This is a genomic window from Microbacterium sp. LTA6, assembly GCF_045690355.1.
Classification (GTDB): domain Bacteria; phylum Actinomycetota; class Actinomycetes; order Actinomycetales; family Microbacteriaceae; genus Microbacterium.
Window position 1 is genome coordinate 248006 of record NZ_CP147855.1, and the last position, 24029, is coordinate 272034.

Genomic DNA, 24029 nt, shown 5'->3' on the forward strand with positions numbered 1-24029 from the left:
ATCCGACACAGAAGGCGCGGAGCGACCCGCGGCAGTTGGTCTAAGGAAACAGGCGCACCGGGGTCGAGCCGAGAGCTGCGATCTGCGCGACGGCGATCGTGGTCATGGTGTCCTCCTCAGAGCTCGGCTGTGTCGTCCGGTCGGTGCGACAGCCCATCAGCCTATTGCTGGGAACCAGCTGATCGCAAGAGTCATTCCCGAATTTCCCGGTTCCGGTCGCGATCGGCGCCGTTTCCCGCATCGGCGGGGCGGCCGCGATCGCCCGTTTGTCGCTCAGTCGCGGACGGTGGCTCCGAGCTCCGTTCGGAGGAACCGCTGCAGGTTACCGCCGAGCACCGCAAGAATGTCAGCCTCTGCCCACCCGCGACGAAGGAGCGCCTCCGTCACCAGTGGGAATCCGGCCGGACCTTCCAGGCCAGGGAGGTATTCATCGGCGGGTACGCCTTCGATGGTCGTCTGCACGCAGCAGGGCGCCGTGGTGTCGTCGATCACTTCCTGAACGAAATCGGAGCCCATCCCGATGTGTTCGAGGCCCGCGACCGAGACCACGTGTTCGAAGTGGTCGACGAGAGTGTCGATCGCGTACTCGCTCTCGTGCAGGTACGGCGCGAAGAAGTTGATGCAGACCAGCCCGCCGCTCGCGGCGATCCCCGTGAGCTGCGAGTCCGTGAGGTTTCGGTGGTGGTCGAACAACGCCCTGGCGGATGAGTGGGTCGCCATCACCGGGCGGGTGGCGAGCTCGAGCACGTGGTCGACGCCACCTGCACCGAGGTGACTGACGTCGAAGATCATCCCGATCCGCTCCATCTCGGCGACGGCGCGGATACCCGATCGAGTGAGCCTGCTGCCGGCGGCGTCCTCGCCGCTCCCATCAGCGAAGGCGCTTCGGCCGAAGTGCGCGACCGATCCCACCCGCACCCCGAGCCGGTGGACCGTCTCCAGCATCTCGACGTCATCGGCGATACCCGGCATGCCCTCCAGAGCCAGAACGAGCGCGATGCGCCCATCGGCGATCACCCGGTCGATATCGGCGCCCGTGAGGCACAGACCGACAGCATCCGCATTGCCCTCGGCGAGACGGTGCGCCGCCTCGATCATCCGCAGAGTCCGCCGCAGAGCGCCCTCCGGCCGATACGCGTCGTCGATAAAGACTGGCAGGATCTGCAGATCGACGCCGCCCTCCTGCAGCTGCGGAAGCCATTGCGCGCGGAAGAAGTCCGACCACAGCTCCGACGGTCTGCTGGCGACGGCGCAGAGCAGATCATTGTGCGCATCCGCGACGATCGCGCGGCGATGCAGGTCCGTGGCCAGGTCGAGGGTCATACGTCCATTCTCCGATCAGCGCGGCCGGTATGCAGGTGCAACGCCCGGTCATCTCCGACATCGCCGAGAAAAGGCACGCGCCGGCCGATCCAGGCCTCGATGTCTTCGAGCTGCTGCATCCGCCCTCCTCGGTCTCGGAACGGGACGAGCCTACGGCCGGGTCACGAGGAGGACTTGGTCGGATAGCACAACGACGGGGCGCTCGAATCGTCGCCCAGGCTCAACGTCCGACGGACTCCCTGGCCAGCAGCCGCTCCTTCACGTCGAGCCCCCAGGCGAATCCGCCGAGGCTGCCATCCGTGCGAAGCACCCGGTGACAGGGGACGAACAGCGCAGGGGCGTTCCGAGCGCAGATGGAGGCGGCAGCCCGCACGGCCCGCGGGTTGTCCAGGACCGCAGCGAAACCTGTGTAGGTCAGCGGCGCTCCCGGATCGATGCGGCGCAGTGCCGCCCAGCCCGCGAGTTGCATCGCAGTCCCGGTCTGCTTCACGGCGACGGCGTCGATCGCGGACAGGTCGCCGGCGTAGTAGGCGAGCGTGGCCGCGGCGGCATCGGTGTCACCCTCGCGGACATCTGCCGGGCGCGCGACGGGGCTCAGTCGCTCGATGATCACCTGCTGGTCGGTCGTCCACCCGGATGCGAGCACCCGCTGCCGGTCGTCGGCGAGGATCGTGAACGGTCCGTCGGGGGTTTCCAGAGTCTGGATGAGGGCGGTCATGATGTCTCCTTCGAAGTCGTGGTCTTGGCAATGCGGCGGGCGGATGCGGGCCGCACCGGCGCCGCCCGCCAGAGGTGCGCGGTCAAGTAGCTCCGCCACGGCGCGGTGCGCTCGGTCCAGGCCGTGAGCGGAGCGGGGTCGCCGGGAAGTCCCGATGCCGCAGCACCAGCGCGCACCGCGACATCCCCCGGCAGGAACACATCCGGATCGCCGAGCACGCGCATCCGCACATAGTCCGCCGTCCACGGGCCGATACCGGGCATCGCCATCAGCGCCCGCCGTTGTTCGACACCGTCGTCACCCACGGTGAGGGTGAGGGATCCATCGGCGAGTGCCGCCGCTGCACCGGTGATCGCACGGATACGGGCCGCAGGCCCGCGGAGCACCTCGGCTCCGCGGTCGGCGATCGCCGCCATCGTCGGGAAGAGCAGGCCGCCTTCGGGGGTCCGCTCCCCCAACGCATCCGCAAGCGCAGCCAGCGCCGTGCGTGCGGCCGCCACGGTGATCTGCTGCCCGACCATCGCGCGGATGAGCATCTCGTGCGGATCGGCCGAGCCCGGAACGCGGATGCCGGGGGTTCGCGCGACGAGCGGTGCGAGTTCGGGGTGCGCGGCGAGCGCCTGGTCGACGGCGAGCGGGTCGGCGTCGAGGTCGAAGATCCGCCGGACCGTGGCGACGAGCGGCGCGAGATCGGCGAGCTGGGTGACTCTGGCACGCAGGTGAAGACGCTCATCGGATTCTTGACGCACCTCGAACCAGGTCGGCCCGCCTGCCATGCGCAGGTGACGCGCGAACGAGGTCGCCGTCGCCTCCTCGACGCCCGGGAGTGCCCGCGCTGACATCCACGCGAAGACGCCGGCGGCATCCAGGGGTCCGCGGTACGGGAGGACGAGATCGATGGCGCCTGGCGCCTCGGCGCCGCTCACCTCCACGCTCGTTCCACCGGCCGCTGATCCGGCCGACGGGCGCCGCCGGGCTCTGAGCTCGCCCGGCGTGAGTCCGAAGACCTCGCGGATCGTGTCATTGCACTGGCGGATGCTGGCGAAACCGGCAGCGAACGCCACTTCCGAGATCGGCATGTCCGTGCCGACGAGGAGCATCCGCGCGGTGTGCGCGCGATGCGCCCTGGCGAGCGCAAGAGGACCGGCGCCGAGTTCGGTGCTGAGGAGCCTCGTCAAGTGCCTGCTCGAATAGCCGAGGCGAGCAGCGAGCCCGGGCACACCCTCGCGCTCGACATAGCCTGCGGCGATGAGGCGCATCGCCCGGGCTGCGGTGTCACCGCGCAGATTCCAGGCCGGCGAGCCGGGAGCAGCTTCCGGGAGGCATCTCTTGCAGGCTCGGAAGCCGGCCTCGTGGGCGGCGGCACTGGTGGGATAGAACGTGACGTTCTTCTGCATCGGGGTGCGTGCAGGGCAGCTCGGACGACAGTAGATCCCCGTCGATCGGACTGCGGTCACGAACTGCCCGTCGAAGCGGGTGTCGCGTGCACTGATCGCGCGGTATCGCTCGTCGAAGTCGGTGATCGGGAAGCTCATGCCTCCACTCTGACACGCCTCACCGACGCCGGCTGGCGGAAATCGGACATCGCGGTGACGTCGGACTCCGGGCACCGGAGAGAACCGTGGCACCGGTCCGCGCGAACTGCGGACAGGAGTCCCTGGTCCTGCGATGGCGCGCGCGCGATACTTGAGAAATCGGAGGGCGCTTGTCCGCTCTCCTGAGAGAAGGAGCATCATGCGCGGATCTCGATGCCTTGCCGCTCTGGGCATAGGAGCGGCGCTGCTCGTCTCCGGCTGTTCCGGCCCGGCGCCCACCACCCCGACGGCGACTCCGCAGGCGGGCGTCACCGCACAACGGGACTCGACCTGTGTCGTCGATCCCGAAGCCGTCGTCTCCGCTCGTCTGCCGAAGACCGCGACCGATCCGATGCCCACGGATCTGGCTTCCGAGATCGACGCTGCAGCGACCGCATCCTTCGCACTAGCTGCAGCTCCCGGCGCGATCGTGTTCGTGCAGACTCCAGAGGGCACGTTCAGCAAGGCGTACGGCATGGCCGACCCGACGACCGGCGCACCGATGGCGACGGACATGTATCAGCGCGTCGGTTCCGTCACCAAGACCTTCACAGTGACCGTGGTGCTGCAGCTCGCCGAAGAGGGGTTGCTCACCCTCGACGATCCCATCGGCACGTACATCGACGGGGTTCCCAACGGCGACCTCGTCACCTTGCGTCAGCTGTCCGACATGACCAGCGGGGTCGCCAGTTACACGTTCGATGAAACCTGGCTGCAGACGTTCATGAACGAACCGGACCGAGTGTGGAATCCGCAGGAGCTCGTCGACATCGGCATCTCACTCCCGCCGTTGTTCGAACCGGGCGCGGAGTTCGATTACTCCAACACCAACACGGTGCTCCTCGGCCAGGTCATCGAGCAGGTGACCGGTCAGGACGTCGCGAGCGTGTTCGCCGAGCGGATCTTCGACCCGCTCGGGTTGTCTGCCACGTCGGATCCTGGTTCGTCTGCTGCGTTCCCCGAGCCGCATCCGCGCGGGTACACCCTCCAGTCCCCCACTGCCACTCCGGAGAACCCCACGGACACGACCGACTGGAACCCCTCCTGGGGGTGGACGGCCGGTCAGTTGATCTCGAACGGGCAGGACATGCTCGTCTATGCCCGCGCGCTGGGGACGGGACAAGGCCTCCTGGATGCCGAGACGCAGATCGAGCGGCTGACCTCATTCCCGGGCGCCGCCGGATACGGCCTCGGGATGGGATGCAGCAGCGGTTGGGTCGGTCACGCCGGAGAGCTGCCGGGATTCAACAGCTCCGTCTTCTACGACACGTCCAGCGACAGCACCGTGATCACGATGACCAACAGCGATATCGCGTCCGGGGACTGCGCACAGTCACCGACACTCCTCGACAACCCGACGGGTGAGGTGTGTTCCAGCCCCGCGACACGGATGTTCGTGAGCATCTCCGAGGCTCTGGGCAACACTTTCGTCCCCGCTCCCAAGCAATGACCGCTGAAGAAGGTGCAATCATGCGCAGATCCTCCGTCATCGTCGCCGCCTCTGTGGCGGTCGCTGTCACCGTCCTCGCCGGGTGCACTGCGCCGGAGAGCCAGAAGACGAAGGTCGAGATCGGGGCTTCGCCCAACCAGGACGTTCTCGCCCTTCCCGATGGCAGCATCGACGCCGCGATCAAGAAGCTGCCCGACGTCGTGAGATCGGCCATGGAGCGAAGCGGCGTGCCTGGCATCGCCGTGTCGGTCGTGCACGGCGACGAGACGGTCTTCGCCGAGGGCTACGGCGTGCGGAAGAAGGGCGAGGACGCCGAGGTCGATGCCGACACGGTGTTCCAGATCGCGTCGCTGTCGAAACCGGTGGGTGCGACGGTCGTCGCGACGCAGGTCTCGCAAGGTGTCGTCGACTGGACGAGTCCGGTCGCTGAGTCCCTGCCCGGATTCGCGCTGGCGGATCCGTGGATCACCGAGCACGCGACCATCGGCGACTTCTACGCGCATCGCACCGGGTTGCCGTTCGCCGCCGGAGATCTGCTGGAGGACATCGGATACGACCGCACCTACGTGCTCGATCACCTCGCGCTGCAGCCCCTCGCCCCGTTCCGCGCGAGCTACGCCTACGCGAACTTCGGCATCACGGTCGGCGCGGAGGCGGTCGCCACGGCCGCCGGCACCGACTGGGCGACGCTCTCCGAGGAACAGCTCTACGACCCGCTGGGGATGGACGCCACCAGTTCGCGGTATGAGGATTTTCTCGCGCAGGACAACCGCGCCAGCCTGCACGCCATGGTGGGCGAGGGCGAATTCGAACCGCGCTTCGAACGCGACCCCGATGCGCAGTCGCCTGCCGGCGGTGTCTCGTCGAGCGCGAACGACTTGGCTCAATGGATGCGACTCGTCCTCGCCGGTGGTACCTATGCGGGTGCGGAGCTGATCGCAGAAGCGGCGCTGCTGCCCGCCCTCAGTCCGCAGAACGTCTCGGCACCACCGCACGCGCTGGACCAGCGCGCAGGCCAGTACGGCTACGGCTTCGGGGTGGGGATGCAGCCGAGCGGCCGGGTGACCCTGAGCCACTCCGGAGCCTTCATCCTCGGTGCAGCGACGAACGTTCAGATGTTGCCGTCGGCGGACCTCGGGATCGTGGTGCTGACCAACGGCGCTCCGATCGGCGTTCCGGAGGCGATTGCCGCCGAGTTCGTCGACCTGGTGCAGTTCGGCTACAGCACGCGCGACTGGCTGGGTGACTACGGGCAGGCCATGGCGGGGTATCACCAACCCGCCGGCGATCTCACCGGCGAGACCCCGCCCGCGAATCCTGCGCCGGCCCAGCCCCTGTCCGCGTACGCCGGCACGTACGCCAACGACTACTACGGCGCAGCGGTCGTCTCCGAGGAGGACGGCATGCTCACACTCGCCGTGGGGCCCGACGGCGGTTCCACCGCGCAACTCGACCCCTGGGACGGCGACACCTTCGCTTTCATACCGCTCGGCGAGAACGCACCGGCGGGATCGCTGTCTTCAGCGGTGTTCACGATCGCCGGCGGCGCCGCCACCTCGATGACCCTCGACTTCTTCAATGCGGAGCCCGGGCTCCTCGGAACCTGGACGCGGGTACCGTGAGACTTCCCCCGAAATCGGGTCGCGTGGGCTGAGCATGGCGGCGATCGAAGACGTGCGGGCCCTGGGCACCGAGTTGGAGCGCTCCTACCCGGTGCGTGTACGCGGAAGATTGAAGTTCCGCGTCGGTCAGCTCGTGTACGTCGCGTTCTCCCTCGACGAGAGCGTGATGGGGTTCGCGTTTCCGAAGGAGGAGCGCGAGGCGTTGGTCGGAGGAGATCCGCGCAAGTTCCAGATGCCGTCGACGTCGGACCTGCGATTCAACTGGGTGCACGCGGAACTGGCAGCGCTGGAACCTGCGGAGGCTCGCGAACTCGTCGTCGATGCGTGGCGAATGGTCGTCCCGAACAAGCTCGCTCGTGCCTACGATCTCGCTCATCCGGGCGGTCCCGGTTGAGAGCTCGTTCGGTCGGGGAGCGATATCTCGACTCGCTGGCGCTCGCTCCATGCGGGTCTCCGCGAGACGAAACACGTTGTCTCTCCTGGTCGTTGAGCGAGCGAAGCGAGACGAAACGTTGACCCCTCCCATTCGGTCGTTGAGCGAGCGAAGCGAGACGAAACGCGTCCCTCTCGTTCGGTCGTTGAGCGACACTTCGACTCGCTGGCGCTCGCTCAGTGCGGGTCTCCGCGAGACGAAACGCGTCATCTCTCCTGGTCGTTGAGCGAGCGAAGCGAGACGAAACGCGTCATGATCAGCGCGACTCCGAGAAAGTTGAAAAAGTTCCTCTGATCGGGCTCTTTTCGGGGTCTCAATGTCGGTGGCCCTCGGCAGAATGGAGGTATGAACAACCCCGTGCCTCTCCTCGATCAGGTCGTCTCCGACCTCGATCAGGTGCTGAGTGCGGATGCTCTCGGGGCGCTGTCGGATGCCGACCGGATGCATGTTCTTCGCGTCGCAGGGGAGGCGTTCCGCCGCATCGAGGCGGTCGTGGTCGAGGCGACGGCCGGTGCAGAACCGGGGTTCCCGGAAGAGTTCGGATGTCGGAACATGAACGAATTGCTGCAGCGTGTGCTGCGGGTCGACGCACCGGGGGCGGCCCGGGTCGTGAAGGCCGCGGATCTGCTGCACCGAGATGTGGAACTCACCTCAGGCGCACGATTGCCGGCCCGGTGGCCCGCCCTGCGCGGCGCGATGCTGGACGGGTCGATCGGGATCGCCGGGCTGCTGGCGGCGACCGGTCCGATCGAACGGGCGGGGGTCCGGATCGGAGCGGCTGATCGGTTGCGGGCGGATGCCGAGCTCGCCGGCCAGGCCCGCGGGTACGTCCTCGCCGATGCCGCTGCCGATGTGGCGCCTCCGGCGACGCCAGAAGATCTGAAGCAGTTCGCGCAGCTGATCGCCCTGTATCTGGATCCGGACGGCTCTGCCCCGTCGGATGCGGAGGCGTCGCAGAACCGGTCCTTCACGATCGGACGGCTCCGCAACGGCACGTACCCCGTCCGCGGGAACATGCTGCCCGAGACGTATGCGCAGATGCAGCTCATCTTCGACGCCCAGATGAACCCGAAGACAGCAGGCCCCGAGGATCTCGGCGTGATGTTCCGCCCCTCCGATGAGATGGACTGTGACGATGACGGCGCGAATCCGTTCAACAATGACCCGCGGAACGTGATCGACCCGCGCACCCGCGCCCAGAAGCAGCACGACGCCCTCGCCGCAGCCCTGGGCATCGCGGCCCGCCACGACGACATGCCCAGCCTGGGCGGTGCGGCGCCGACTCTCGTGGTGCACATCGACGCGGCCACCTTCGCCACGGGCGCCGGTGCGAAGTTCGCAGTCGGATCAGCCGCAGACGCGCTCCCTGTTCCGAACAGCGGCACCAACAGCGACAGCGGCACCAACAGCGACACCGGAACCGGAGCGGGATTCGCGGCCGGATGGGCAACCATCCCCGGCGTTGACGCTCCGGTCTCGGCATCCGTCGCCTCCCACACCGCCTGCACCGGCACGATCCAACGCGTCCTCTTCGACGAAGGCCGCATCATCGGCATCAGCGTCACCGACCGGATCTTCACCGTCCACCAACGCCGCGCGATCGTGCTCCGCGACAAAGAATGCCTCATCCCGGGCTGCCACGTCCCGGCATCCTGGTGCGAGATCCACCACGTGACCGAACACGCCCGCGGCGGACCCACCCACACCGACAATGGGGTGCCTTTGTGCTGGCATCACCATCGCACCCTCGACAGATCCGGATGGGAGATCCGCATGATCGGCGGCATCCCCCAGATCCGCGGCCCCGGATGGTGGGACCACGCCCAGCGATGGCGCACCCCACGCGCCACCCTCCACACCCTCACCCGCACCCGCGTCTGATCGCGCAGTTCGGCACGCTCAGCGAACCTGGGACCAACTCAGCGAACGAGTTGATGCGCTCAGCAACGGCGCGCCTCGGCGAGCTCACCGAGGCGCAGACTCCGCCCGCCTCAGTGGAAGAAGTGACGCTCCCCCGTGAAGAACATCGTCACGCCGGCCTTGCGAGCGGCATCCACGACCTCTTCATCGCGCACCGAACCACCGGGCTGGACGATCGCCGAGATGCCCGCGTCGATGAGCACCTGCGCGCCGTCCGCGAACGGGAAGAACGCATCGGATGCCGCCACCGAACCAGCCGCCCGATCGCCCGCGCGCTCGACTGCCAGACGGCAGGAGTCGACCCGGTTGACCTGCCCCATTCCCACGCCCACCGTGGCGTTTCCGCGCGCGAGGACGATCGCGTTCGACTTCACGGCGCGACAGGCCTTCCACGCGAAGATGAGATTCTCCATCTCCTCCTCGCTGGGCCGCTCACCCGACACCAGCTCCCAGTTCTTCGCGACCGACCAGATGTCGTCCGGGAACCGGTCGGCGTCCTGAAGCAGCAGACCACCGGAGACGAGACGGACGTCCATCCGCTCCTGCTGCCAGTCCTCGGGCAGCTGCAGCAGGCGAAGGTTCTTCTTCGCCTTGAACACCTCGAGAGCGGCCGGTTCGAAAGCCGGCGCCACGATGACCTCGGTGAAGATGTCCTTGAGGTTCTCCGCCATCTTCAGGGTGACGGTGCCGTTGGCTGCGATCACTCCGCCGTACGCCGAGACCGGGTCGCACTCGTGCGCGCGCAGGTGCGCACTCGCGATCGGGTCGAGCGCATTCGGTGCCGTCGTTGCGATGCCGCACGGGTTCGCGTGCTTGATGATCGCGACCGTGGGCAGCACCATGTCATACGCGGCGCGCAGCGCCGCATCGGCGTCGACGTAGTTGTTGTACGACATCTCCTTGCCCTGCAGCTGCGTGGCCTGGGCGATGCCGTGGCCACCGACGCGCGAGTAGATGGCCGCGCGCTGATGCGAGTTCTCGCCGTAGCGCAGGGTGGCGAGGCGCTCCGCCTGGATCGTGAGGTGCGCCGGCAGGTCGCCGGGTTCGTTCAGTGTGCCCTCGGCGAACCACGACGCGACGGCCGTGTCGTACGCCGCGGTGTGCGCGAAGGCGCGAGCGGCGAGCTCACGTCGCTGCGCGTGGGTCGTTCCGCCCGAGCGAATCGCGTCGATGACGGCCGAGTACGACGCCGGTGAGACGACGATCGCGACGTTGGCATGGTTCTTCGCGGACGCGCGCACCATGGCGGGTCCACCGATGTCGATCTGCTCGACCACGACATCGCCGACGGCACCCGATGCGACCGTCTCCACGAACGGGTACAGGTTCACGACGACCAGTTCGAACGGCTCGATACCGAGGTTCTCGAGCTGCCCCTCGTGATCTTCCAGACGCAGGTCCGCAAGGAGCCCCGCGTGCACGGCCGGGTGCAGCGTCTTCACGCGGCCGTCCAGCATCTCGGGAACGCCGGTGACGGTCGAGACATCGGTGACGTCGTATCCCGCCTCGCGGATCGCGGCCGCCGTCGATCCGGTCGAGACGATCTCGGCGCCGGACTCGGCGAGAGCGGCGGCGAGCACCAGCAGGTCGGTCTTGTCACTCACCGAGATGAGCGCACGTCTGATCGGCACCGCATCGCGATCGCGGTACAGCGAGGGGTCGTGACGGGGGCCGGCCATGGAGGGCTCCTTCAGCGTGGGGACGTGCGAGGGGTGGTCAGGGAATGATCGAGGAGGCTTCGCTCAGCGGAAGCTCGCCGGTGGCGACGCGACGGACGACGTCGATGAGGAGGCGGCGTTCGACGGGCTTGATGCGATCGTGCAGGCTGTGTTCCGTGTCACCCGCGAGGATCGGCACGCGCTCCTGCGCGAGGATCGGACCGGAGTCGATCCCGTCGTCGACGACGATGACGCTGGCGCCGGTTTCGGTCACGCCTGCGGCGAGCGCATCGCGGACGCCGTGCGCACCCGGGAACTCGGGGAGGTACGCCGGATGCGTGTTGATCAGGCGCGGCGAGTACTCGGCGACGAGCGCCGACGGCAGCAGGCGCATCAGTCCGCTGAGAACGACGAGATCCGGCGTCCAGACGGCGAGTTGGCGTCCGAGCTCCTCACCCCAGGCCTCGCGACTCTCGTGCTCGTGCCAGGGAACGGTGAAGCTCGGGATGCCGAATTCTTCGGCGTGCGCGAGCCCGTCGGCTTCGCGATCGGCACCGACGACGACGACCCTGGCCGGGAAATCGGGGTGACGAGCAGCCTCGAGGAGGGCACGAAGGTTCGAGCCGGTGCCCGAGATGAGAACGGCGACCGTGAGCACCCGCCCAGTCTACCGGGGCGGGACCGGGCGTCCGTTCGGAATACCGGTCGTCCGGCCGTCCCACTTGCATGGCCGGACGACGAATCGTTGTCCATTTCGTCGCATCCGGTCATGCATCCGTGCGATGGTCATGCAAGCTGCACGCAGCTTTCACGGTTTCAGGTCGAACCCAGGGCCCTTGAACGCGTCGCGGATGTCATCCAGCGGGACGGTTTCGTGCTCGGCATCGACCTGGACAGCGCCGACCGCTGTGGAATCCCCGCCGATCGCCGCTTCGGATGCCGCGGTCTCCGCCATCCAGCGGTCGGTGCGCTCCTCCGCCAGTTCGTCCCGATGCCGAGGCGAAAGCAGCAGGATGGCCGCACCGATCAGGACCTCGACCCCGATCGCCAGCGCGAAGGGACCGACCGCGGGACCGGCGTCGGCCAGTCGCCCCGGCCCCATCGAACCGCCGGCCAGCACGGCGGCCACCGCGGCGACTCCGGCGGACAGGGCCGCGATACCTGCGGCGATCGCCGCCCGCGGTCCGATGCGCAGCGGCGTGCCCTCCCAGACCAGTCGGGATCTCACGGCCCAGCCGGCGACGGCACCCGCAGCGATCGGCACGATCACCACGACGAGCATCCAGATCGAGCCGTTCTCCGGAAGCAGACCCAGCACCGGGATGCCGGGGACGACCCCGAGCTGCGTGCCTGCCGGCGACACAGCGGTTCCGAGCCCGACCGAGAACCCGGGGCCCGCCAGCCAGGATGCCGCCCAGACGATCAGGGTGGGCAGATAGGCGAGGTGTCCGAGGGCGAGCACCGCCACGCCGAGAAGGTCGACTCGAGCCGCCTCGAACAGTGCGACGACCTCTCCCCCGCGCAGCACCACCATCACCGCGACGCTCAGCGCCGATGCGCCCGTGATCGCGACCACGGCGAAAGCCGCCCCGCGCACCGCGGCCGCGGGTACTGCGCCCCAGTCGCCCCAGGAGTCGAAGACGTCATGCAGACGGTCCAGGATCCCGCCGTCGCCGTCGTCCCAGACCACGCGGAGCGCACCGGCGAGAGCACCGGCGAGGTACACCGCAGAGGGCAGCAGGATCGAGAGCAGCAGCGAAGTCTCTGCCGCGGCCAGCCGAGAGGTGAGGGCGACACCGGTCGCGATGAGGGCGAAGGCCGCCGTCCCCGACAACGCCCCCAGCAGCCATGCCCCCGACCGCGCCGCACGTGCTCCCGAGCGCGCCGCGAACAGCAACGTGAAGAGGAGGAATGCCAGCGGGGTGACCGACACCACGAAGGAAGCCGCCTCCTGGGCGATGCCGACCGCGACGATCACGTCCTTCGGCACGGTGATGTCCAGCGGAACGCCGTGCCCGAACTGCCAGAGCGTGCCGGTGAGCGGCCAGAGCGCGCCCCAGTCGGCCGTGACGCCGAAGGCGATCGTCCAGAGCAGGGTCAGCGGCGCCAGGAGCACGGCAAGACCGACGCCTGCCGCAATGGCAGCGTCGACGGCGGCCAGGAGCGCGACGAGGAGGCGTTGCATATCGATTCGAGACTACGACGAGAAACCCTGCTCCTCCTGTGGGCGCGCGCGTCGTGCGCCACACGATAACGTCATCAACGGAGGTTCCCCGATGACAACTGCCCCGCCCACCGCCCACGCTCCCGCCGAGCCCACGAACGCCCTCGATCGATTCTTCGAGATCAGCAGACGCGGCTCGACGATCGGCACCGAGATCCGAGGCGGACTGGTGACGTTCGTCACGATGGCCTACATCGTGATCCTGAATCCGATCATCCTGTCCGGCAAGCCCGATGTCGCCGGGAACATGCTGGACTTCAACGCCGTGGGAGCGGCGACGGCGCTCACGGCCGGCGTGATGACCATCCTGTTCGGCGTCGTCACCCGTCTTCCCTTCGCATTCGCGGCGGGGCTCGGCATCAACGCCTTCGTGGCGTTCTCGGTGGTCGGGCAGGTCACCTGGCCCGAGGCCATGGCGCTGGTCATGATCAACGGTCTGGTCATCGTGCTGCTGGCCGCCACCGGCCTGCGCAAGGCGATCTTCGACGCGGTGCCGTTCCAGCTCAAGATCGCCATCACCGTCGGCATCGGCCTGTTCATCGCGTTCATCGGCTTCGTCAATTCCGGGTTCGTCACGGCGACCGGCACCTCGTCGCCGCCCGTCGGCCTCGGCGTGGACGGCTCGGTCGCAACGATCCCCAGCCTGCTCTTCGTTATCACACTCATCCTCACCGGCATCCTCGTCGCCCTCCGCATCAAGGGCGGCATGCTGATCGGCCTCATCGGCGGCACAGTGCTCGCCGTCATCGTCGAAGCGATCTGGCACATCGGCCCGCGCGCCTTCGACGACGAGGGCAACGTCGTCAACCCCGGCGGCTGGGGCCTCACGGTCCCCGCGCTCAACGGCTCTCCGGTGAGCTTTCCCGACCTGAGCCTCGTCGGCGCCGTCGACTTCACCTTCGACCTCGGCAAGGTCAGCCTGGTCGCCATCGTGATGATCGTGTTCACACTGCTCTTCACGAACTTCTTCGACGCCATGGGCACCATGACCGGCCTCGCCAAGGAGGCCGACCTCGCCGATGAGCACGGCGACTTCCCGCGCATCAAGTCGGCGCTGGTGGTCGAGGGCATCGGTGCGATCGCCGGCGGCGCGACCTCGTCGTCGTCGAGCACCGTGTTCATCGAGTCCGGTTCCGGCATCGGCGAAGGCGCGCGCACCGGTTTGGCGAACGTCGTCACGGGCGTCATCTTCCTGATCGCGATGTTCCTCACGCCGCTGACCTCGATCGTCCCGACCGAGATCGCCGCCGCTGCCCTCGTCATCGTCGGAGCGATGATGATGGCGCAGATCCGCTTCATCGACTTCTCGGAGTTCCGCGTGCTGCTGCCGGTGTTCCTCACCGTCACCGTGATGCCGCTGACCTACTCGATCGCGAACGGCATCGGCGCAGGCTTCGTCAGCTGGGTGCTCATCCACGCCTTCTCCGGCAAGGCGAAGAGCATCAGCCCGTTGCTGTGGGGCGTGGCGGCCGGATTCCTCATCTTCTTCGCCAGGGGCCCGATCGAGGCGCTGTTCGGCGTCGGCATCTGATCTGCAGATCGACGATGGGAGGGGCGGATGCTGCGGCATCCGTCCCTCCCGCGTTCATCACACAGTCACCGCGATTCGCCCCCTCAGCGGACCTCTGGCGCGGCCAGCGACGCTCTGCTAGACCGGAGGCACTGAGGAGAAGGTGAACCGATGTCCGCACCCGATGTGGCCCGCGGAGCCCGCTATGTCACCGATGGCGGCCTCGAGACCGACCTGATCTTCCATCACGACGTCGACCTGCCCGACTTCGCTGCCTTCGTCCTGATCGACGACGGGCCCGGCCGGACGCTCCTGCGCGACTACTACCGTGGCTACGGCGAGGTCGCCCGCGCGCACGGCGTGAGTCTCCGACTCGAGTCGGCCACGTGGCGGGCGAGCCAGGACTGGGGGCCGCGGCTGGGCTACGATGCCGCAGCGCTTCGTCGGGTGAACATCGATACGGTGCGCCTGCTCCACGAGCTCGCGGCGGAGTTCAGAGACCTGCCCGAGGTCCGCCTGGTCGGCACGATCGGGCCACGGGGCGACGGCTACGAGTCCGGTTCCTGGGACACGGTGACAGGAGCCGACGACGCCCTGACCTACCACCGGGCACAGGTGGGCGCGCTCAGCGAGGCCGGAGTGCACGTCATCGCGGCGTACACACTCACAGATCCTGCCGAGGCCATCGGCATCGTCCGCGCCGCGCGAGAAGCGGGGATGCCGGTGGAGATATCGTTCACCGTCGAGACCGATGGGCGGCTCGCTTCGGGGAGCACGTTGGAGGACGTGATCCATCGCGTCGATGCGACCGCGCCGCCCGACGGATATCTGCTGAACTGCGCGCACCCGGAGCATCTCGGCCGCGCGGTCGGCCCCACCGTGGCGGGCCGGATCATCGGCATCCGCCCGAACGCCTCACGGCTCTCGCACGCGGAACTGGATGGCTCGGATCGGCTTCACGAGGGCGATCCCGAAGACCTCGCCGCCTGCACGGTCGAGCTGCTGGATCGCCTCCCGGCTGTGCGGGTGATCGGCGGTTGCTGCGGCACGGACGTCCGTCACATCGCCAAGATGTGGCAGCGGCTCAGCGCGGTACCCTCACTCTGAGCCGCAGACATTCCGACGACGAGCTCAGGCGAAGGCGGCGGCGAACTCGGGAGACGGCTCGATCGGTTCGATGACGTCGATGAGCACGCCACCCGGCGCCTCGACGATGAAGTGACGCTGCCCGAACGCTTCATCGCGCAGCGGAAGCCGCTCGGAGAGGCCGAGATCGCCCACCATACGCGCGTGCTCTGCGGCGGCATCCGGCACCTCGACGTTCAACAGGAGCCCCCGCACAGGCTCGCGGAAGCCCTCCGGAATCGTCTCGTGGCTGCGATCGAGGATCGCCAGTTCGCCGCCGCCGAAGCGCAGGCTCACGTACCAGTCGGCTTCGAACGTCGTCTCGAAGCCGAGCACCTCGCGGTAGAACCGTGACGCCGTCGCAACATCGTCCACCATCAGCACCGGGTAGAAGCTCGTGATCTCCATGGCTCTCCTTTACATACACACTGTTTGTATCTTTCGCCTAGAATACATACACATCGCACGTAAAGGAACCCTCAATGCCTCGAGCATCCGCTGCCGAAGCCGCCGAGACCGCCCGCAGGATCCTCGAAGCGGCCACCGCGCATTTCGCCGAATACGGAGCCGCCGCGGCATCGGTCGACGACATCGCCCGCGCCGCCGGAGTCACCCGCGGCGCTGTCTATCATCACTACGCATCGAAGCCCGGCCTGTTCGCGGCCGTCGCGGCAGCTCAGCAGCAGCTGATCGCCGACGCCATCATCGCCGCGACGGATGGGCAGGATGCAGCCGCCGCCCTTCGCTCCGGCAGCCATGCCTTCCTCGATGCGATCACCCGAGGCGCGGCAGCCCGCGTTCTGCTCGTCGAAGGACCGGCCGTGCTCAGCTGGGCGGAATGGCGACGCACGGATGCCGAGGGTGCCGTGATGCACCTGCGCGACGGCCTGAGGGAGGTCGGGATCGAGCCCCGCCTGCTCGGCGCGATGACCGCAGCGCTCTCCGGCGCCATGAACGAACTGGCGCTGTGGCTCTCCGAGCAACCGGCAGACGATGCAGCGCGCACGCACGCCCACCGATCTCTCGATCTGATCCTGGACTCGATCATCCCCGCGTGAACGCGAGCCCGGGCATGAAGAAGGCCCCAGAGTGGAGTCCGGGGCCTTCTCTACGATCATACCGTCCGACTGGACGGATGCCGTCTGGTCAGAAGCAGCCGAGCAACTGCGGGGCCTGCACGAGCATGTCCGCGTTCTGACGCGCGCCGCCGGTCACGTACGCGAGGGTGAATGTGTACGAGAAGACGACGGTCCCGCTCGATGTCGGCGTGAACGAGACGGTGGGCGTCTGCGAAGCGGCGAAAGCCGGGTACGAGGAAAGCGCGGCGTTGTCGACGGAGATGGCCTTGTTGCCCACGTAGCCCTGAACAGCGCCGGGAAGGACCACACCGGCACCGGCGATCGAGACGTCCAGATGCTGCGTGCCGAGGTGTCCCGCCGCGGTGTAGATCGGCAGCATGAACTGGTACGTGGTCCCCGCAGTCACGTCGACCGCGAACTGCAGTGCCACCGTCACCGGAGTCTGTGCGGCTCCGTCGGTGTTGTCGTGATCGTCGAGCGACATGAACCCGGGTTCGTTGACCTCGCCGCCGCCGCCCCACCAGCTGGCGGGCGTCGGCGCGACCGCGAAATCGGTCTGCACGAACCCGTTGACCGCGTCACCCGTCGGCGCCTTGGCGGGCGTCCACCCAGTGCCGAAGTTGCCGTCAGAGGTCGGAGACGACCCCACCGACCCGTTGCTGCTGAGGGTCCCGCCGAGTACCTGGAATCCACCGACCGGGACGACGACGCACTCCGACGGCGTGGTGGTGGACGCGGAAGCCAACGGAGTGGCGACTGCGACGGCGATCACCGGCATCGACCAGGCAGCTGCTTTGATGACCGTTCGACGGTTGATGCCGTCACCGGATGTGGTGTGCGCGGGCGCGCGGAAATGCGTCAAGATACTCTCCCCAGAATTGTCGTAGAAAGGCCCCAGCGACCTGTGCGCGCCGAATGTGCGCGCTAACAGAGGAACGCTACCACGAAGTTAGGCGACCCGAAAAATCACCCTCAGGTTTGTTTCCGCAACGTCGAGAGTGCCCGCCGACCGCGCACGCAGAAGGCCCCGAGCCGAAGCCCGGGGCCTTCTGAAAGGTGCTGCTAGAGCGCCTCGATGATCTTACGCATCAGGTCAGCGGTCTCGCTCGGCGTCTTGCCGACCTTGACTCCGGCGGCCTCGAGGGCCTCCTTCTTCGCCTGAGCGGTACCGGCCGAGCCGGAGACGATGGCGCCGGCGTGGCCCATGGTCTTGCCCTCGGGAGCGGTGAAGCCCGCGACGTAGCCGACGACCGGCTTGGTGACGTGCGCCTTGATGTAGTCCGCGGCCCGCTCCTCGGCGTCGCCACCGATCTCGCCGATCATGACGATCGCCTTGGTCTCGGGGTCGGCTTCGAAAGCGGCGAGCGCGTCGATGTGCGTCGTGCCGATGACAGGGTCGCCGCCGATGCCGATGGCGGTGGAGAAGCCCAGGTCGCGCAGCTCGAACATCATCTGGTAGGTCAGGGTGCCCGACTTCGACACGAGGCCGATCGGTCCCTTGCCGGTGATGTTCGCCGGGGTGATACCGACGAGCGCCTCACCCGGGGTGATGATGCCGGGGCAGTTCGGTCCGATGATGCGGGTCTTGTTGCCCTTGCTCTGGGCGTACGCCCACGCCTCGGCCGCGTCGCCGACGGGAACACCCTCGGTGATGACGACGAGCAGCGGGATTTCGGCGTCGATGGCCTCGATCATCGCGTCCTTGGTGAACGCGCCGGGAACGAAGGCGATCGACACGTCAGCGCCGGTCTCCTTCATCGCCTCGGCGACCGAGCCGAAGACGGGGAGGTCCACTTCGCCTTCGTGCGGCTTCTCGTGGGTGACGGTGGTACCGGCCTTGCGTGCGTTCACGCCACCGACGATGTTCGTGCCCGCCTTGAGCATGAGCGCCGTGTGCTTGGTGCCCTCGCCGCCGGTGATGCCCTGGACGATGACCTTGGAGTCCTTGTTGAGGTAGATCGACATTTCTTCAGTCCTTGAGTCTCTTGGGCGTCAGGCGTTGGCGAGCTCGGCGGCCTTGTCGGCGCCCTCGTCCATGGTGGCGGCGACGGTGACGAGCGGGTGGTTCGCCTGCGCGAGGATCGCGCGCCCCTCCTCGACCTGGTTGCCGTCCAGGCGGACGACCAGAGGCTTGGTCGCAGCGTCGCCCAGGATCTCGAGCGCCTTCACGATGCCGTCCGCGACGGCGACGCACGAGGTGATTCCGCCGAACACGTTGACGAACACGCTCTTGACCTGCGGGTCCCCGAGAATGACATCGAGACCGGCCGCCATGATCTGCGCGTTGGCGCCGCCGCCGATGTCGAGGAAGTTCGCGGGCTTGACGCCGTTGTGGTTCTCACCGGCGTAGGCGACGACGTCGAGCGTGGACATGACGAGCCCTGCGCCGTTGCCGATGATGCCGACCTCGCCGTCGAGCTTCACGTAGTTGAGGCCGCTCTGCTTGGCCTTGGCCTCGAGCGGGTCTGCGGCGTCCTTGTCCTCGAGCGCTTCGTGCTCGGGATGGCGGATCTCCGAGGCGTTCTCGTCGAGCGTGACCTTGCCGTCGAGGGCGATGATCTGACCGTCTTCGGTGCGCACGAGCGGGTTGACCTCGACGAGAGTGGCGTCTTCGCCCTTGTAGACCTCGTAGAGCTTCACGAAGACGTCGGAGACCTTCTCGATGAGGTCTTCCGGGAAGTTCGCGGCGCGAGCGATCTCGACGGCCTTCGCCTTGTCGATACCCGTCAACGGGTTCACCTCGACACGGGCGAGCGCCTCGGGCTTCTCGACGGCGAGCACCTCGATCTCCATGCCGCCCTCGACCGAGCACAGGCTCAGGTAGGAGCGGTTCGCACGATCGAGCAGCACCGAGAAGTAGAACTCCTCTGCGATGGCCGCGCCCTGGGCGACCATGACGCGCTTGACGACGTGGCCCTTGATGTCGAGGCCGAGGATCGCCTTCGCAGCCTCGTATGCCTCATCGGGAGTCTTGGCGACCTTGACGCCGCCGGCCTTGCCTCGACCGCCGGTCTTGACCTGCGCCTTGACGACGACGACACCGCCGATCTTCTCGGCAGCCGCTTTCACCTCCTCGGGAGTGTCCGCGACGATACCGGCGAGAACCGGCACCCCGTACTTCTCGAAAAGGTCTCGTGCCTGGTACTCGTAGAGATCCACGTGCAGTCCTTCGCTGGTTGCGGCGGGTGGGACGCGACAGAATGTCGGTTGCCGATCGATGAATCGACCCGAGAAACCAGCCTACTACTGGCTGAACGCCCCGCCGGACGGTCGTCGTCATGACTCTCGTCGCTGTGCTGCCGCAGGTCTAGGCTTCTCGCTATGCATGACTCCGCAGAACCGCGCTCCGCCGTCGTCGCCGCAGCGCTCGAACTGTTCCAGCAGCAGGGGTACGACCAGACCTCCGTGGAGCAGATCGCGAAAGCCGCCGGCGTCTCCCGCTCGACGTTCTTCCGTCAGTTCGGCGGCAAGGAGGATGTCGTCTTCGCCGACCACGAAGTGCTCCTCGAAGAAGTCCGCGCCTTCCTCGCCGAAGGACACAGCGATCCGTGGACAGCCGTGTGCGAGGCGTCGGAGCGGGTCTTCGCGCACTTCGCCCGCGACCCGGAGATGGCACGCCGTCGATACCAGATCGTGCGAGACGTGCCGGTGCTGCGCGGCCGGGAGATCATCACCGTGTTCCGCTACGAGCGGCTGTTCGACGAGTACCTGCGCAGTTCGCTGCCCGGCATCGATCCGCTGGATGCCGTCGGGTACTCGGCCCTCGTGACCGCCGTGCACAATCATGTGCTGCGCCAACTCCTGCGCGACACGAAACGTGTTCCGATCGCGACCCTGCAGAATGCGCTCGCCGATGCCCGTCGCCGTTACGGCGTCGGCCCTGAGGCGTCCGCGTCAGCCCCCGATGACGTCGTCGTCGCCGTGTTCCCGCGATCGATGCCGGTGGCAGAGATCTCTCGGCGGCTGCGCGAAGAGCTCGGCTGAGCCGACACCCGGGCTCGAATCGCCACCAGTGGGGTGGAACTGAGTGCCTGGGTATATGAAACTCAATGCCGCGAGGAGTAGAGTGGCGGCACTATGAGCGATGAAGCCCTCTCCTTCCCCGGCCAGAGCGTCGAGAGCTACGACACGACCTCGCGCCTCGACAGCGACTACTACGCCGTCTTCAGCGACATCCCCGCAGATGATCGCGTCGCGTGGGATCGCGCGAAGGCGTACATCGACGAGGTCGGCCCGCAGATGGCGGATGCCTGGGATCGTGCCGAATACCCGCTCGATGCTGCCCGCCGCATGGGCGAGATGGATCTCGTCGTCGACGGCATCGAGCATCCGTCGCTCACCCGGCTCTCACCGTTGGCCGCCGGGCTCGTGAACATGGAGATCTCGCGCGGCGACGGCTCCCTGGGCACCGTGCTCGCTGTGCAGGGCGGGCTCGCATTGCGCACTCTCGCGCTGTTCGGGTCACCGGAGCAGCAGGAGAAGTGGCTGACGGGCATGGCCGACGGCTCCGTGTTCGGATCGTTCGCGCTGACAGAGCCGGACCACGGCTCGGACTCGGTGTCGCTGGAGACCGTCGCCCGACGCGACGGCGACACGTGGGTCATCCGCGGTGCGAAGAAGTGGATCGGCAACGGCTCGTCCGGCGGCGTCACCTTCGTGTGGGCGCGCGTCGACGACGAGGGCGCCGCGGAGCATGGCGCGGTGCGCTGCTTCCTCGTCGAACAGGACACTCCCGGGTACATCGGCACGCCGATCCGCGGAAAGGGCTCACTGCGCGCAATCCACCAGGCGCACATCCTCTTCGACGACGTGCGCGTCCCGCTCGACGCCGTCCTCCCCGGGACGAAGAGTTTCCGGGATGCCTCGACCGTGCTCTATGCGACCCGGTCCGGTGTCGCCTGGTCTGCGCTCGGCCATGCCACAGCCTGCTACGAGGCCGCGCTCGCCTACGCGACTCAGCGGGTGCAGTTCGGCAAGCCGCTGGCGAAGTTCCAGATGGTGCAGGAACGCCTGACGCACATGCTGGAGGACCTCACCGCGATGCAGCTGTACTGCCGCCGCCTCGCCGACCTCGAGACCGCCGGCGCGCTGCGGCCGACCCAGGCCTCACTGGCGAAGTTCCACAACACCCGCGCCGCCCGCCGGATCGCCTCGCTCGCGCGCGACCTGCTCGGCGGCAACGGCATCCTGCTCGAGAACGGCGTCATGCAGCACATGGCCGACATCGAGGCCATCCACACCTACGAGGGCACGGAAAGCGTGCAGGCACTGCTGCTCGGCCGCGACATCACCGGAATGAGCGCGTTCGTCTGAGTTCCGCGCCCACCCCAGCTCGCGGGATCAGTTGCAGCCGCAGTTGCCGGCGGCGCCGCGCACCATGAAGCAGACGTCGCAGACGCCGTAGTCGCGCTCGATCAGCGGCGTCATGCGCTCGGAACCGGCCGTCGCGGTGCGGGGAGTCGCCGTGCGCGGACGCGACGGGTGCTTCGCGCGGGCTGGCGGCGTGTTGCTGGCGATCTGGCTCGGGTGCGTCAGATAGAAGTACGGCGGACGCCCCTCGCTCGGCTGCAGCAGCGCCGGACGCGAGCCAACGACGATCTGCTCATCCTCGGTGAACCCGTTGGTGTAGGTCTTACCGATGTGCAGAGCTGCACCTTCACCGCGACGAATCGCCTCGATGTAACGGCCTCGGTCGATGAGGCTGGTGATGCCGACCTGATTGAGGACTGCGGAGATGTACTCGTAGTCCTCGACGGCGATCCGGTGCGCGCGAAGCGCTTCCGGAAGGGACTTGTACGGACGGGACGTGCCTGCGGGGGTTGGCCCCTGAACTTCATTCATCCTCTCCAGGATCTCACCTGCTGCGGCCCACGGATACCACTTCCGCTCGAAGCGGGCAATAAGGTGCCGATTCGAGACATGAAAGACTCAGTTCATGGCACGTGCGACGATCATCGGCTCGGGACCGAACGGCCTCGCGGCAGCCGTGACGCTGGCTCGCGCCGGCTACCAGGTGCGCGTACTCGAGGCGGGAGCGCGCATCGGCGGCGGCGTGAGCAGCGCGCAATCGACGCTCCCCGGTTTCGTGCACGACGTCGGATCGGCCGTGCACCCTGGCGCCTACTCCTCCCCTTTCTTCCGCGCCTTCGGCCTGGACCGGCGCCTCGACTGGATCAATCCCGTCGCCGCGTATGCGCATCCGCTCGACGACGGACGCGCCGCGATCGCCTGGCGCGACATCGAGCGCACGGCCGACGGCCTGGGGGCGGATGCGAAGAGGTGGCGAACCCTGTTGCGGCCCCTGAGTTCTCATATCGACGGCGTCCTCGACTTCACCGGTTCGTCGCTGCTCCGCGTTCCGCGGCATCCGATCACGGCCGCCCGCTTCGCCCTGCGGACGCTCGATCAGGGATCCACCGTGGCGAAGCGCTTCTTCCGCACCGAGGAGGCGTCGGCGCTGTTCTCCGGCGTCGTCGCCCATGGGAACACCGCACTCCCCTCACTGCCGTCCGCTGGCGCCGGCCTGCTGCTCGCCGCCCTCGCACACGCCGGTGGTTGGCCGTATCCGCGCGGCGGAGCCCAGGCGATCGCCGACGCGCTCCGCGTCGATCTCGAAGCCCACGGCGGCCTGATCGAGACCGACGCGCACATCCGCGATCTGGGGGCGCTCGACTGGGGCGACCCCGCGAAGGGAGATCTGCTGCTGCTCAACGGTTCGCCGCGCCTGGCGCTCACGCTTCCCGGTCTCCCCTCCGGGTACGCGCGCGCGCTGCGTCGCTATCGCTACGGCGCGGGGGCGGCGAAGGTCGACTTCGCTCTCGACGGCCCGGTGCCATGGGCGCATCCGGATGTCGCAAGCGCGCCCACCGTACACCTGAGCGGCACCCGCACCGAGACGTGGGCCAGCGAGAACGCCGTCGCCCGAGGACGCGTCGCCGAACGACCGTATGTTCTCGCCGTGCAGCCGTCGACGCTCGACCCCACCCGGGCGCCGGAGGGCAAGGCGGTGTTCTGGGCCTACATGCACGTCCCCGCGAACTCCGACTTCGATCCCACCGAGCCGATCACGCGCCAGATCGAACGCTTCGCACCGGGTTTCCGTGATCGCATCCTGGCCACCCACGCGGTGCGCGCGTCCGAGCGCGAGGCGATCAACCCCGCAACGATCGGCGGGGACATCTCGGGCGGCGACTTCACCGTTCAGCAGATGGTGCGCCGCCCCACCCTGTCGTCGGCACCGTGGCGCACGCCGATGCGCGGCGTGTATCTGGCCTCGGCATCCACCCCGCCGGGCCCGGGGGTCAACGGCATGGCCGGCTGGCACGCGGCACGCACGGCACTGGCGGATGCCGGCACTCCCGTCTCACTCGACGACCTCTTCGCCTGATCTACC

22 protein-coding genes are annotated in these 24029 nt (G+C 67.8%); 10 read left to right on the forward strand and 12 right to left on the reverse strand.

Annotated elements, in window-relative coordinates; genetic code table 11:
- Nucleotides 1-273: 273 nt before the first annotated feature.
- From LTA6_RS01165 to LTA6_RS01180, 4 genes are all read right to left on the reverse strand, one after another.
- Nucleotides 274-1323, reverse strand: coding sequence for a dipeptidase (locus LTA6_RS01165; RefSeq protein WP_407358442.1), 1050 nt, complete (start codon nucleotides 1321-1323; stop codon nucleotides 274-276).
- Entirely contained in the window at nucleotides 1320-1442 is a 123-nt protein-coding gene (locus tag LTA6_RS01170; protein ID WP_407358443.1) for a hypothetical protein, read from the reverse strand. The genes LTA6_RS01165 and LTA6_RS01170 overlap by 4 nt, the downstream gene beginning before the upstream one ends.
- 101 nt (nucleotides 1443-1543) lie before the next feature.
- Nucleotides 1544-2041, reverse strand: coding sequence for a methylated-DNA--[protein]-cysteine S-methyltransferase (locus LTA6_RS01175; RefSeq protein WP_407358444.1), 498 nt, complete (start codon nucleotides 2039-2041; stop codon nucleotides 1544-1546).
- Nucleotides 2038-3576, reverse strand: a complete 1539-nt coding sequence (locus LTA6_RS01180; protein ID WP_407358445.1) for a DNA-3-methyladenine glycosylase 2 family protein — start codon at nucleotides 3574-3576, stop codon at nucleotides 2038-2040. Before LTA6_RS01180 ends, LTA6_RS01175 begins: the two co-directional genes overlap by 4 nt.
- 199 nt (nucleotides 3577-3775) lie before the next feature.
- Between LTA6_RS01180 and LTA6_RS01185 the strand changes: the two genes are divergently transcribed.
- The 4 genes from LTA6_RS01185 to LTA6_RS01200 all read left to right on the forward strand — a co-directional run bounded on the left by LTA6_RS01185 (nucleotide 3776) and on the right by LTA6_RS01200 (nucleotide 9001).
- Nucleotides 3776-5065, forward strand: coding sequence for a serine hydrolase domain-containing protein (locus tag LTA6_RS01185; RefSeq protein WP_407358446.1), 1290 nt, complete (start codon nucleotides 3776-3778; stop codon nucleotides 5063-5065).
- A gap of 20 nt (nucleotides 5066-5085) precedes the next feature.
- Nucleotides 5086-6687, forward strand: a complete 1602-nt coding sequence (locus tag LTA6_RS01190) for a serine hydrolase (protein ID WP_407358447.1) — start codon at nucleotides 5086-5088, stop codon at nucleotides 6685-6687.
- Between the two features lie 34 nt (nucleotides 6688-6721).
- Entirely contained in the window at nucleotides 6722-7081 is a 360-nt protein-coding gene (locus LTA6_RS01195) for a hypothetical protein (protein ID WP_363545040.1), read from the forward strand.
- A 384-nt stretch (nucleotides 7082-7465) separates the two neighbouring features.
- Nucleotides 7466-9001, forward strand: a complete 1536-nt coding sequence (locus tag LTA6_RS01200) for a DUF222 domain-containing protein (RefSeq protein WP_407358448.1) — start codon at nucleotides 7466-7468, stop codon at nucleotides 8999-9001.
- A gap of 110 nt (nucleotides 9002-9111) precedes the next feature.
- On the opposite strand, the gene purH is transcribed toward LTA6_RS01200, so the two are convergent.
- From purH to LTA6_RS01215, 3 genes are all read right to left on the reverse strand, one after another.
- Nucleotides 9112-10719, reverse strand: a complete 1608-nt coding sequence (gene purH, locus LTA6_RS01205; protein ID WP_341975617.1) for a bifunctional phosphoribosylaminoimidazolecarboxamide formyltransferase/IMP cyclohydrolase — start codon at nucleotides 10717-10719, stop codon at nucleotides 9112-9114.
- A gap of 37 nt (nucleotides 10720-10756) precedes the next feature.
- Nucleotides 10757-11356 carry a phosphoribosylglycinamide formyltransferase gene (gene purN, locus LTA6_RS01210; protein WP_341975618.1) on the reverse strand — a complete coding sequence of 200 codons (600 nt, stop codon included), beginning with the start codon at nucleotides 11354-11356 and terminating at the stop codon, nucleotides 10757-10759.
- 150 nt (nucleotides 11357-11506) lie between these two features.
- Entirely contained in the window at nucleotides 11507-12883 is a 1377-nt protein-coding gene (locus LTA6_RS01215; RefSeq protein WP_341975619.1) for a DUF6350 family protein, read from the reverse strand.
- 91 nt (nucleotides 12884-12974) lie between these two features.
- On the opposite strand from LTA6_RS01215, the gene LTA6_RS01220 reads away from it, so the two are divergent.
- Both LTA6_RS01220 and LTA6_RS01225 read left to right on the forward strand, forming a co-directional pair.
- Nucleotides 12975-14453 carry an NCS2 family permease gene (locus LTA6_RS01220; protein ID WP_341975620.1) on the forward strand — a complete coding sequence of 493 codons (1479 nt, stop codon included), beginning with the start codon at nucleotides 12975-12977 and terminating at the stop codon, nucleotides 14451-14453.
- Between the two features lie 150 nt (nucleotides 14454-14603).
- A complete protein-coding gene (locus tag LTA6_RS01225; RefSeq protein ID WP_341975621.1) occupies nucleotides 14604-15539 on the forward strand; it encodes a homocysteine S-methyltransferase family protein in 936 nt (311 codons plus the stop codon).
- Nucleotides 15540-15563: 24 nt separating this feature from the next.
- Here the strand turns inward: LTA6_RS01225 and LTA6_RS01230 are convergent, their stop codons facing one another.
- A complete protein-coding gene (locus LTA6_RS01230) occupies nucleotides 15564-15965 on the reverse strand; it encodes a VOC family protein (RefSeq protein ID WP_341975622.1) in 402 nt (133 codons plus the stop codon).
- A 74-nt stretch (nucleotides 15966-16039) separates the two neighbouring features.
- Here LTA6_RS01230 and LTA6_RS01235 point away from each other — a divergent pair, with 74 nt between their 5' ends.
- A complete protein-coding gene (locus tag LTA6_RS01235) occupies nucleotides 16040-16615 on the forward strand; it encodes a TetR family transcriptional regulator (RefSeq protein ID WP_341975623.1) in 576 nt (191 codons plus the stop codon).
- A gap of 88 nt (nucleotides 16616-16703) precedes the next feature.
- On the opposite strand, the gene LTA6_RS01240 is transcribed toward LTA6_RS01235, so the two are convergent.
- From LTA6_RS01240 to sucC, 3 genes are all read right to left on the reverse strand, one after another.
- Complete coding sequence (locus LTA6_RS01240) at nucleotides 16704-17498, reverse strand: hypothetical protein (RefSeq protein WP_341975625.1); 795 nt, start codon at nucleotides 17496-17498, stop codon at nucleotides 16704-16706.
- Nucleotides 17499-17698: 200 nt separating this feature from the next.
- A complete protein-coding gene (sucD, locus tag LTA6_RS01245) occupies nucleotides 17699-18601 on the reverse strand; it encodes a succinate--CoA ligase subunit alpha (protein WP_341975626.1) in 903 nt (300 codons plus the stop codon).
- 27 nt (nucleotides 18602-18628) lie between these two features.
- Complete coding sequence (sucC, locus tag LTA6_RS01250; protein WP_341975627.1) at nucleotides 18629-19795, reverse strand: ADP-forming succinate--CoA ligase subunit beta; 1167 nt, start codon at nucleotides 19793-19795, stop codon at nucleotides 18629-18631.
- Nucleotides 19796-19957: 162 nt separating this feature from the next.
- On the opposite strand from sucC, the gene LTA6_RS01255 reads away from it, so the two are divergent.
- Both LTA6_RS01255 and LTA6_RS01260 read left to right on the forward strand, forming a co-directional pair.
- Nucleotides 19958-20620: a helix-turn-helix domain-containing protein gene (locus LTA6_RS01255; RefSeq protein WP_341975628.1), complete on the forward strand. Its 663-nt coding sequence runs from the start codon at nucleotides 19958-19960 to the stop codon at nucleotides 20618-20620.
- Nucleotides 20621-20713: 93 nt separating this feature from the next.
- The gene (locus LTA6_RS01260) at nucleotides 20714-21949 is read left to right on the forward strand and encodes an acyl-CoA dehydrogenase family protein (RefSeq protein ID WP_341975629.1); all 1236 of its coding nucleotides are present in this window, start codon (nucleotides 20714-20716) and stop codon (nucleotides 21947-21949) included.
- A gap of 27 nt (nucleotides 21950-21976) precedes the next feature.
- Here LTA6_RS01260 and LTA6_RS01265 read toward each other — a convergent pair whose 3' ends face one another.
- Nucleotides 21977-22477 (reverse strand): hypothetical protein, encoded by a 501-nt coding sequence (locus tag LTA6_RS01265; RefSeq protein ID WP_341975630.1) that lies wholly within the window; start codon nucleotides 22475-22477, stop codon nucleotides 21977-21979.
- Nucleotides 22478-22571: 94 nt separating this feature from the next.
- Between LTA6_RS01265 and LTA6_RS01270 the strand changes: the two genes are divergently transcribed.
- A complete protein-coding gene (locus LTA6_RS01270) occupies nucleotides 22572-24023 on the forward strand; it encodes an NAD(P)/FAD-dependent oxidoreductase (RefSeq protein WP_341975631.1) in 1452 nt (483 codons plus the stop codon).
- Nucleotides 24024-24029 lie beyond the last annotated feature (6 nt).

Excerpts from the sequence above, each read along its gene's own strand:
- LTA6_RS01265 (WP_341975630.1), bottom strand. The coding sequence starts at position 22,477 with ATGAATGAAGTTCAGGGGCCAACCCCCGCAGGCACGTCCCGTCCGTAC.
- LTA6_RS01200 (WP_407358448.1), top strand. The coding sequence starts at position 7,466 with ATGAACAACCCCGTGCCTCTCCTCGATCAGGTCGTCTCCGACCTCGAT.
- purH (WP_341975617.1), bottom strand. The coding sequence starts at position 10,719 with ATGGCCGGCCCCCGTCACGACCCCTCGCTGTACCGCGATCGCGATGCG.
- LTA6_RS01235 (WP_341975623.1), top strand. The coding sequence starts at position 16,040 with ATGCCTCGAGCATCCGCTGCCGAAGCCGCCGAGACCGCCCGCAGGATC.
- LTA6_RS01185 (WP_407358446.1), top strand. The coding sequence starts at position 3,776 with ATGCGCGGATCTCGATGCCTTGCCGCTCTGGGCATAGGAGCGGCGCTG.
- LTA6_RS01220 (WP_341975620.1), top strand. The coding sequence starts at position 12,975 with ATGACAACTGCCCCGCCCACCGCCCACGCTCCCGCCGAGCCCACGAAC.
- LTA6_RS01180 (WP_407358445.1), bottom strand. The coding sequence starts at position 3,576 with ATGAGCTTCCCGATCACCGACTTCGACGAGCGATACCGCGCGATCAGT.
- LTA6_RS01225 (WP_341975621.1), top strand. The coding sequence starts at position 14,604 with ATGTCCGCACCCGATGTGGCCCGCGGAGCCCGCTATGTCACCGATGGC.
- LTA6_RS01260 (WP_341975629.1), top strand. The coding sequence starts at position 20,714 with ATGAGCGATGAAGCCCTCTCCTTCCCCGGCCAGAGCGTCGAGAGCTAC.
- LTA6_RS01190 (WP_407358447.1), top strand. The coding sequence starts at position 5,086 with ATGCGCAGATCCTCCGTCATCGTCGCCGCCTCTGTGGCGGTCGCTGTC.
- LTA6_RS01195 (WP_363545040.1), top strand. The coding sequence starts at position 6,722 with ATGGCGGCGATCGAAGACGTGCGGGCCCTGGGCACCGAGTTGGAGCGC.
- LTA6_RS01170 (WP_407358443.1), bottom strand. The coding sequence starts at position 1,442 with ATGCAGCAGCTCGAAGACATCGAGGCCTGGATCGGCCGGCGCGTGCCT.
- LTA6_RS01230 (WP_341975622.1), bottom strand. The coding sequence starts at position 15,965 with ATGGAGATCACGAGCTTCTACCCGGTGCTGATGGTGGACGATGTTGCG.
- LTA6_RS01270 (WP_341975631.1), top strand. The coding sequence starts at position 22,572 with ATGGCACGTGCGACGATCATCGGCTCGGGACCGAACGGCCTCGCGGCA.
- LTA6_RS01175 (WP_407358444.1), bottom strand. The coding sequence starts at position 2,041 with ATGACCGCCCTCATCCAGACTCTGGAAACCCCCGACGGACCGTTCACG.
- sucD (WP_341975626.1), bottom strand. The coding sequence starts at position 18,601 with ATGTCGATCTACCTCAACAAGGACTCCAAGGTCATCGTCCAGGGCATC.
- LTA6_RS01165 (WP_407358442.1), bottom strand. The coding sequence starts at position 1,323 with ATGACCCTCGACCTGGCCACGGACCTGCATCGCCGCGCGATCGTCGCG.
- LTA6_RS01255 (WP_341975628.1), top strand. The coding sequence starts at position 19,958 with ATGCATGACTCCGCAGAACCGCGCTCCGCCGTCGTCGCCGCAGCGCTC.
- LTA6_RS01215 (WP_341975619.1), bottom strand. The coding sequence starts at position 12,883 with ATGCAACGCCTCCTCGTCGCGCTCCTGGCCGCCGTCGACGCTGCCATT.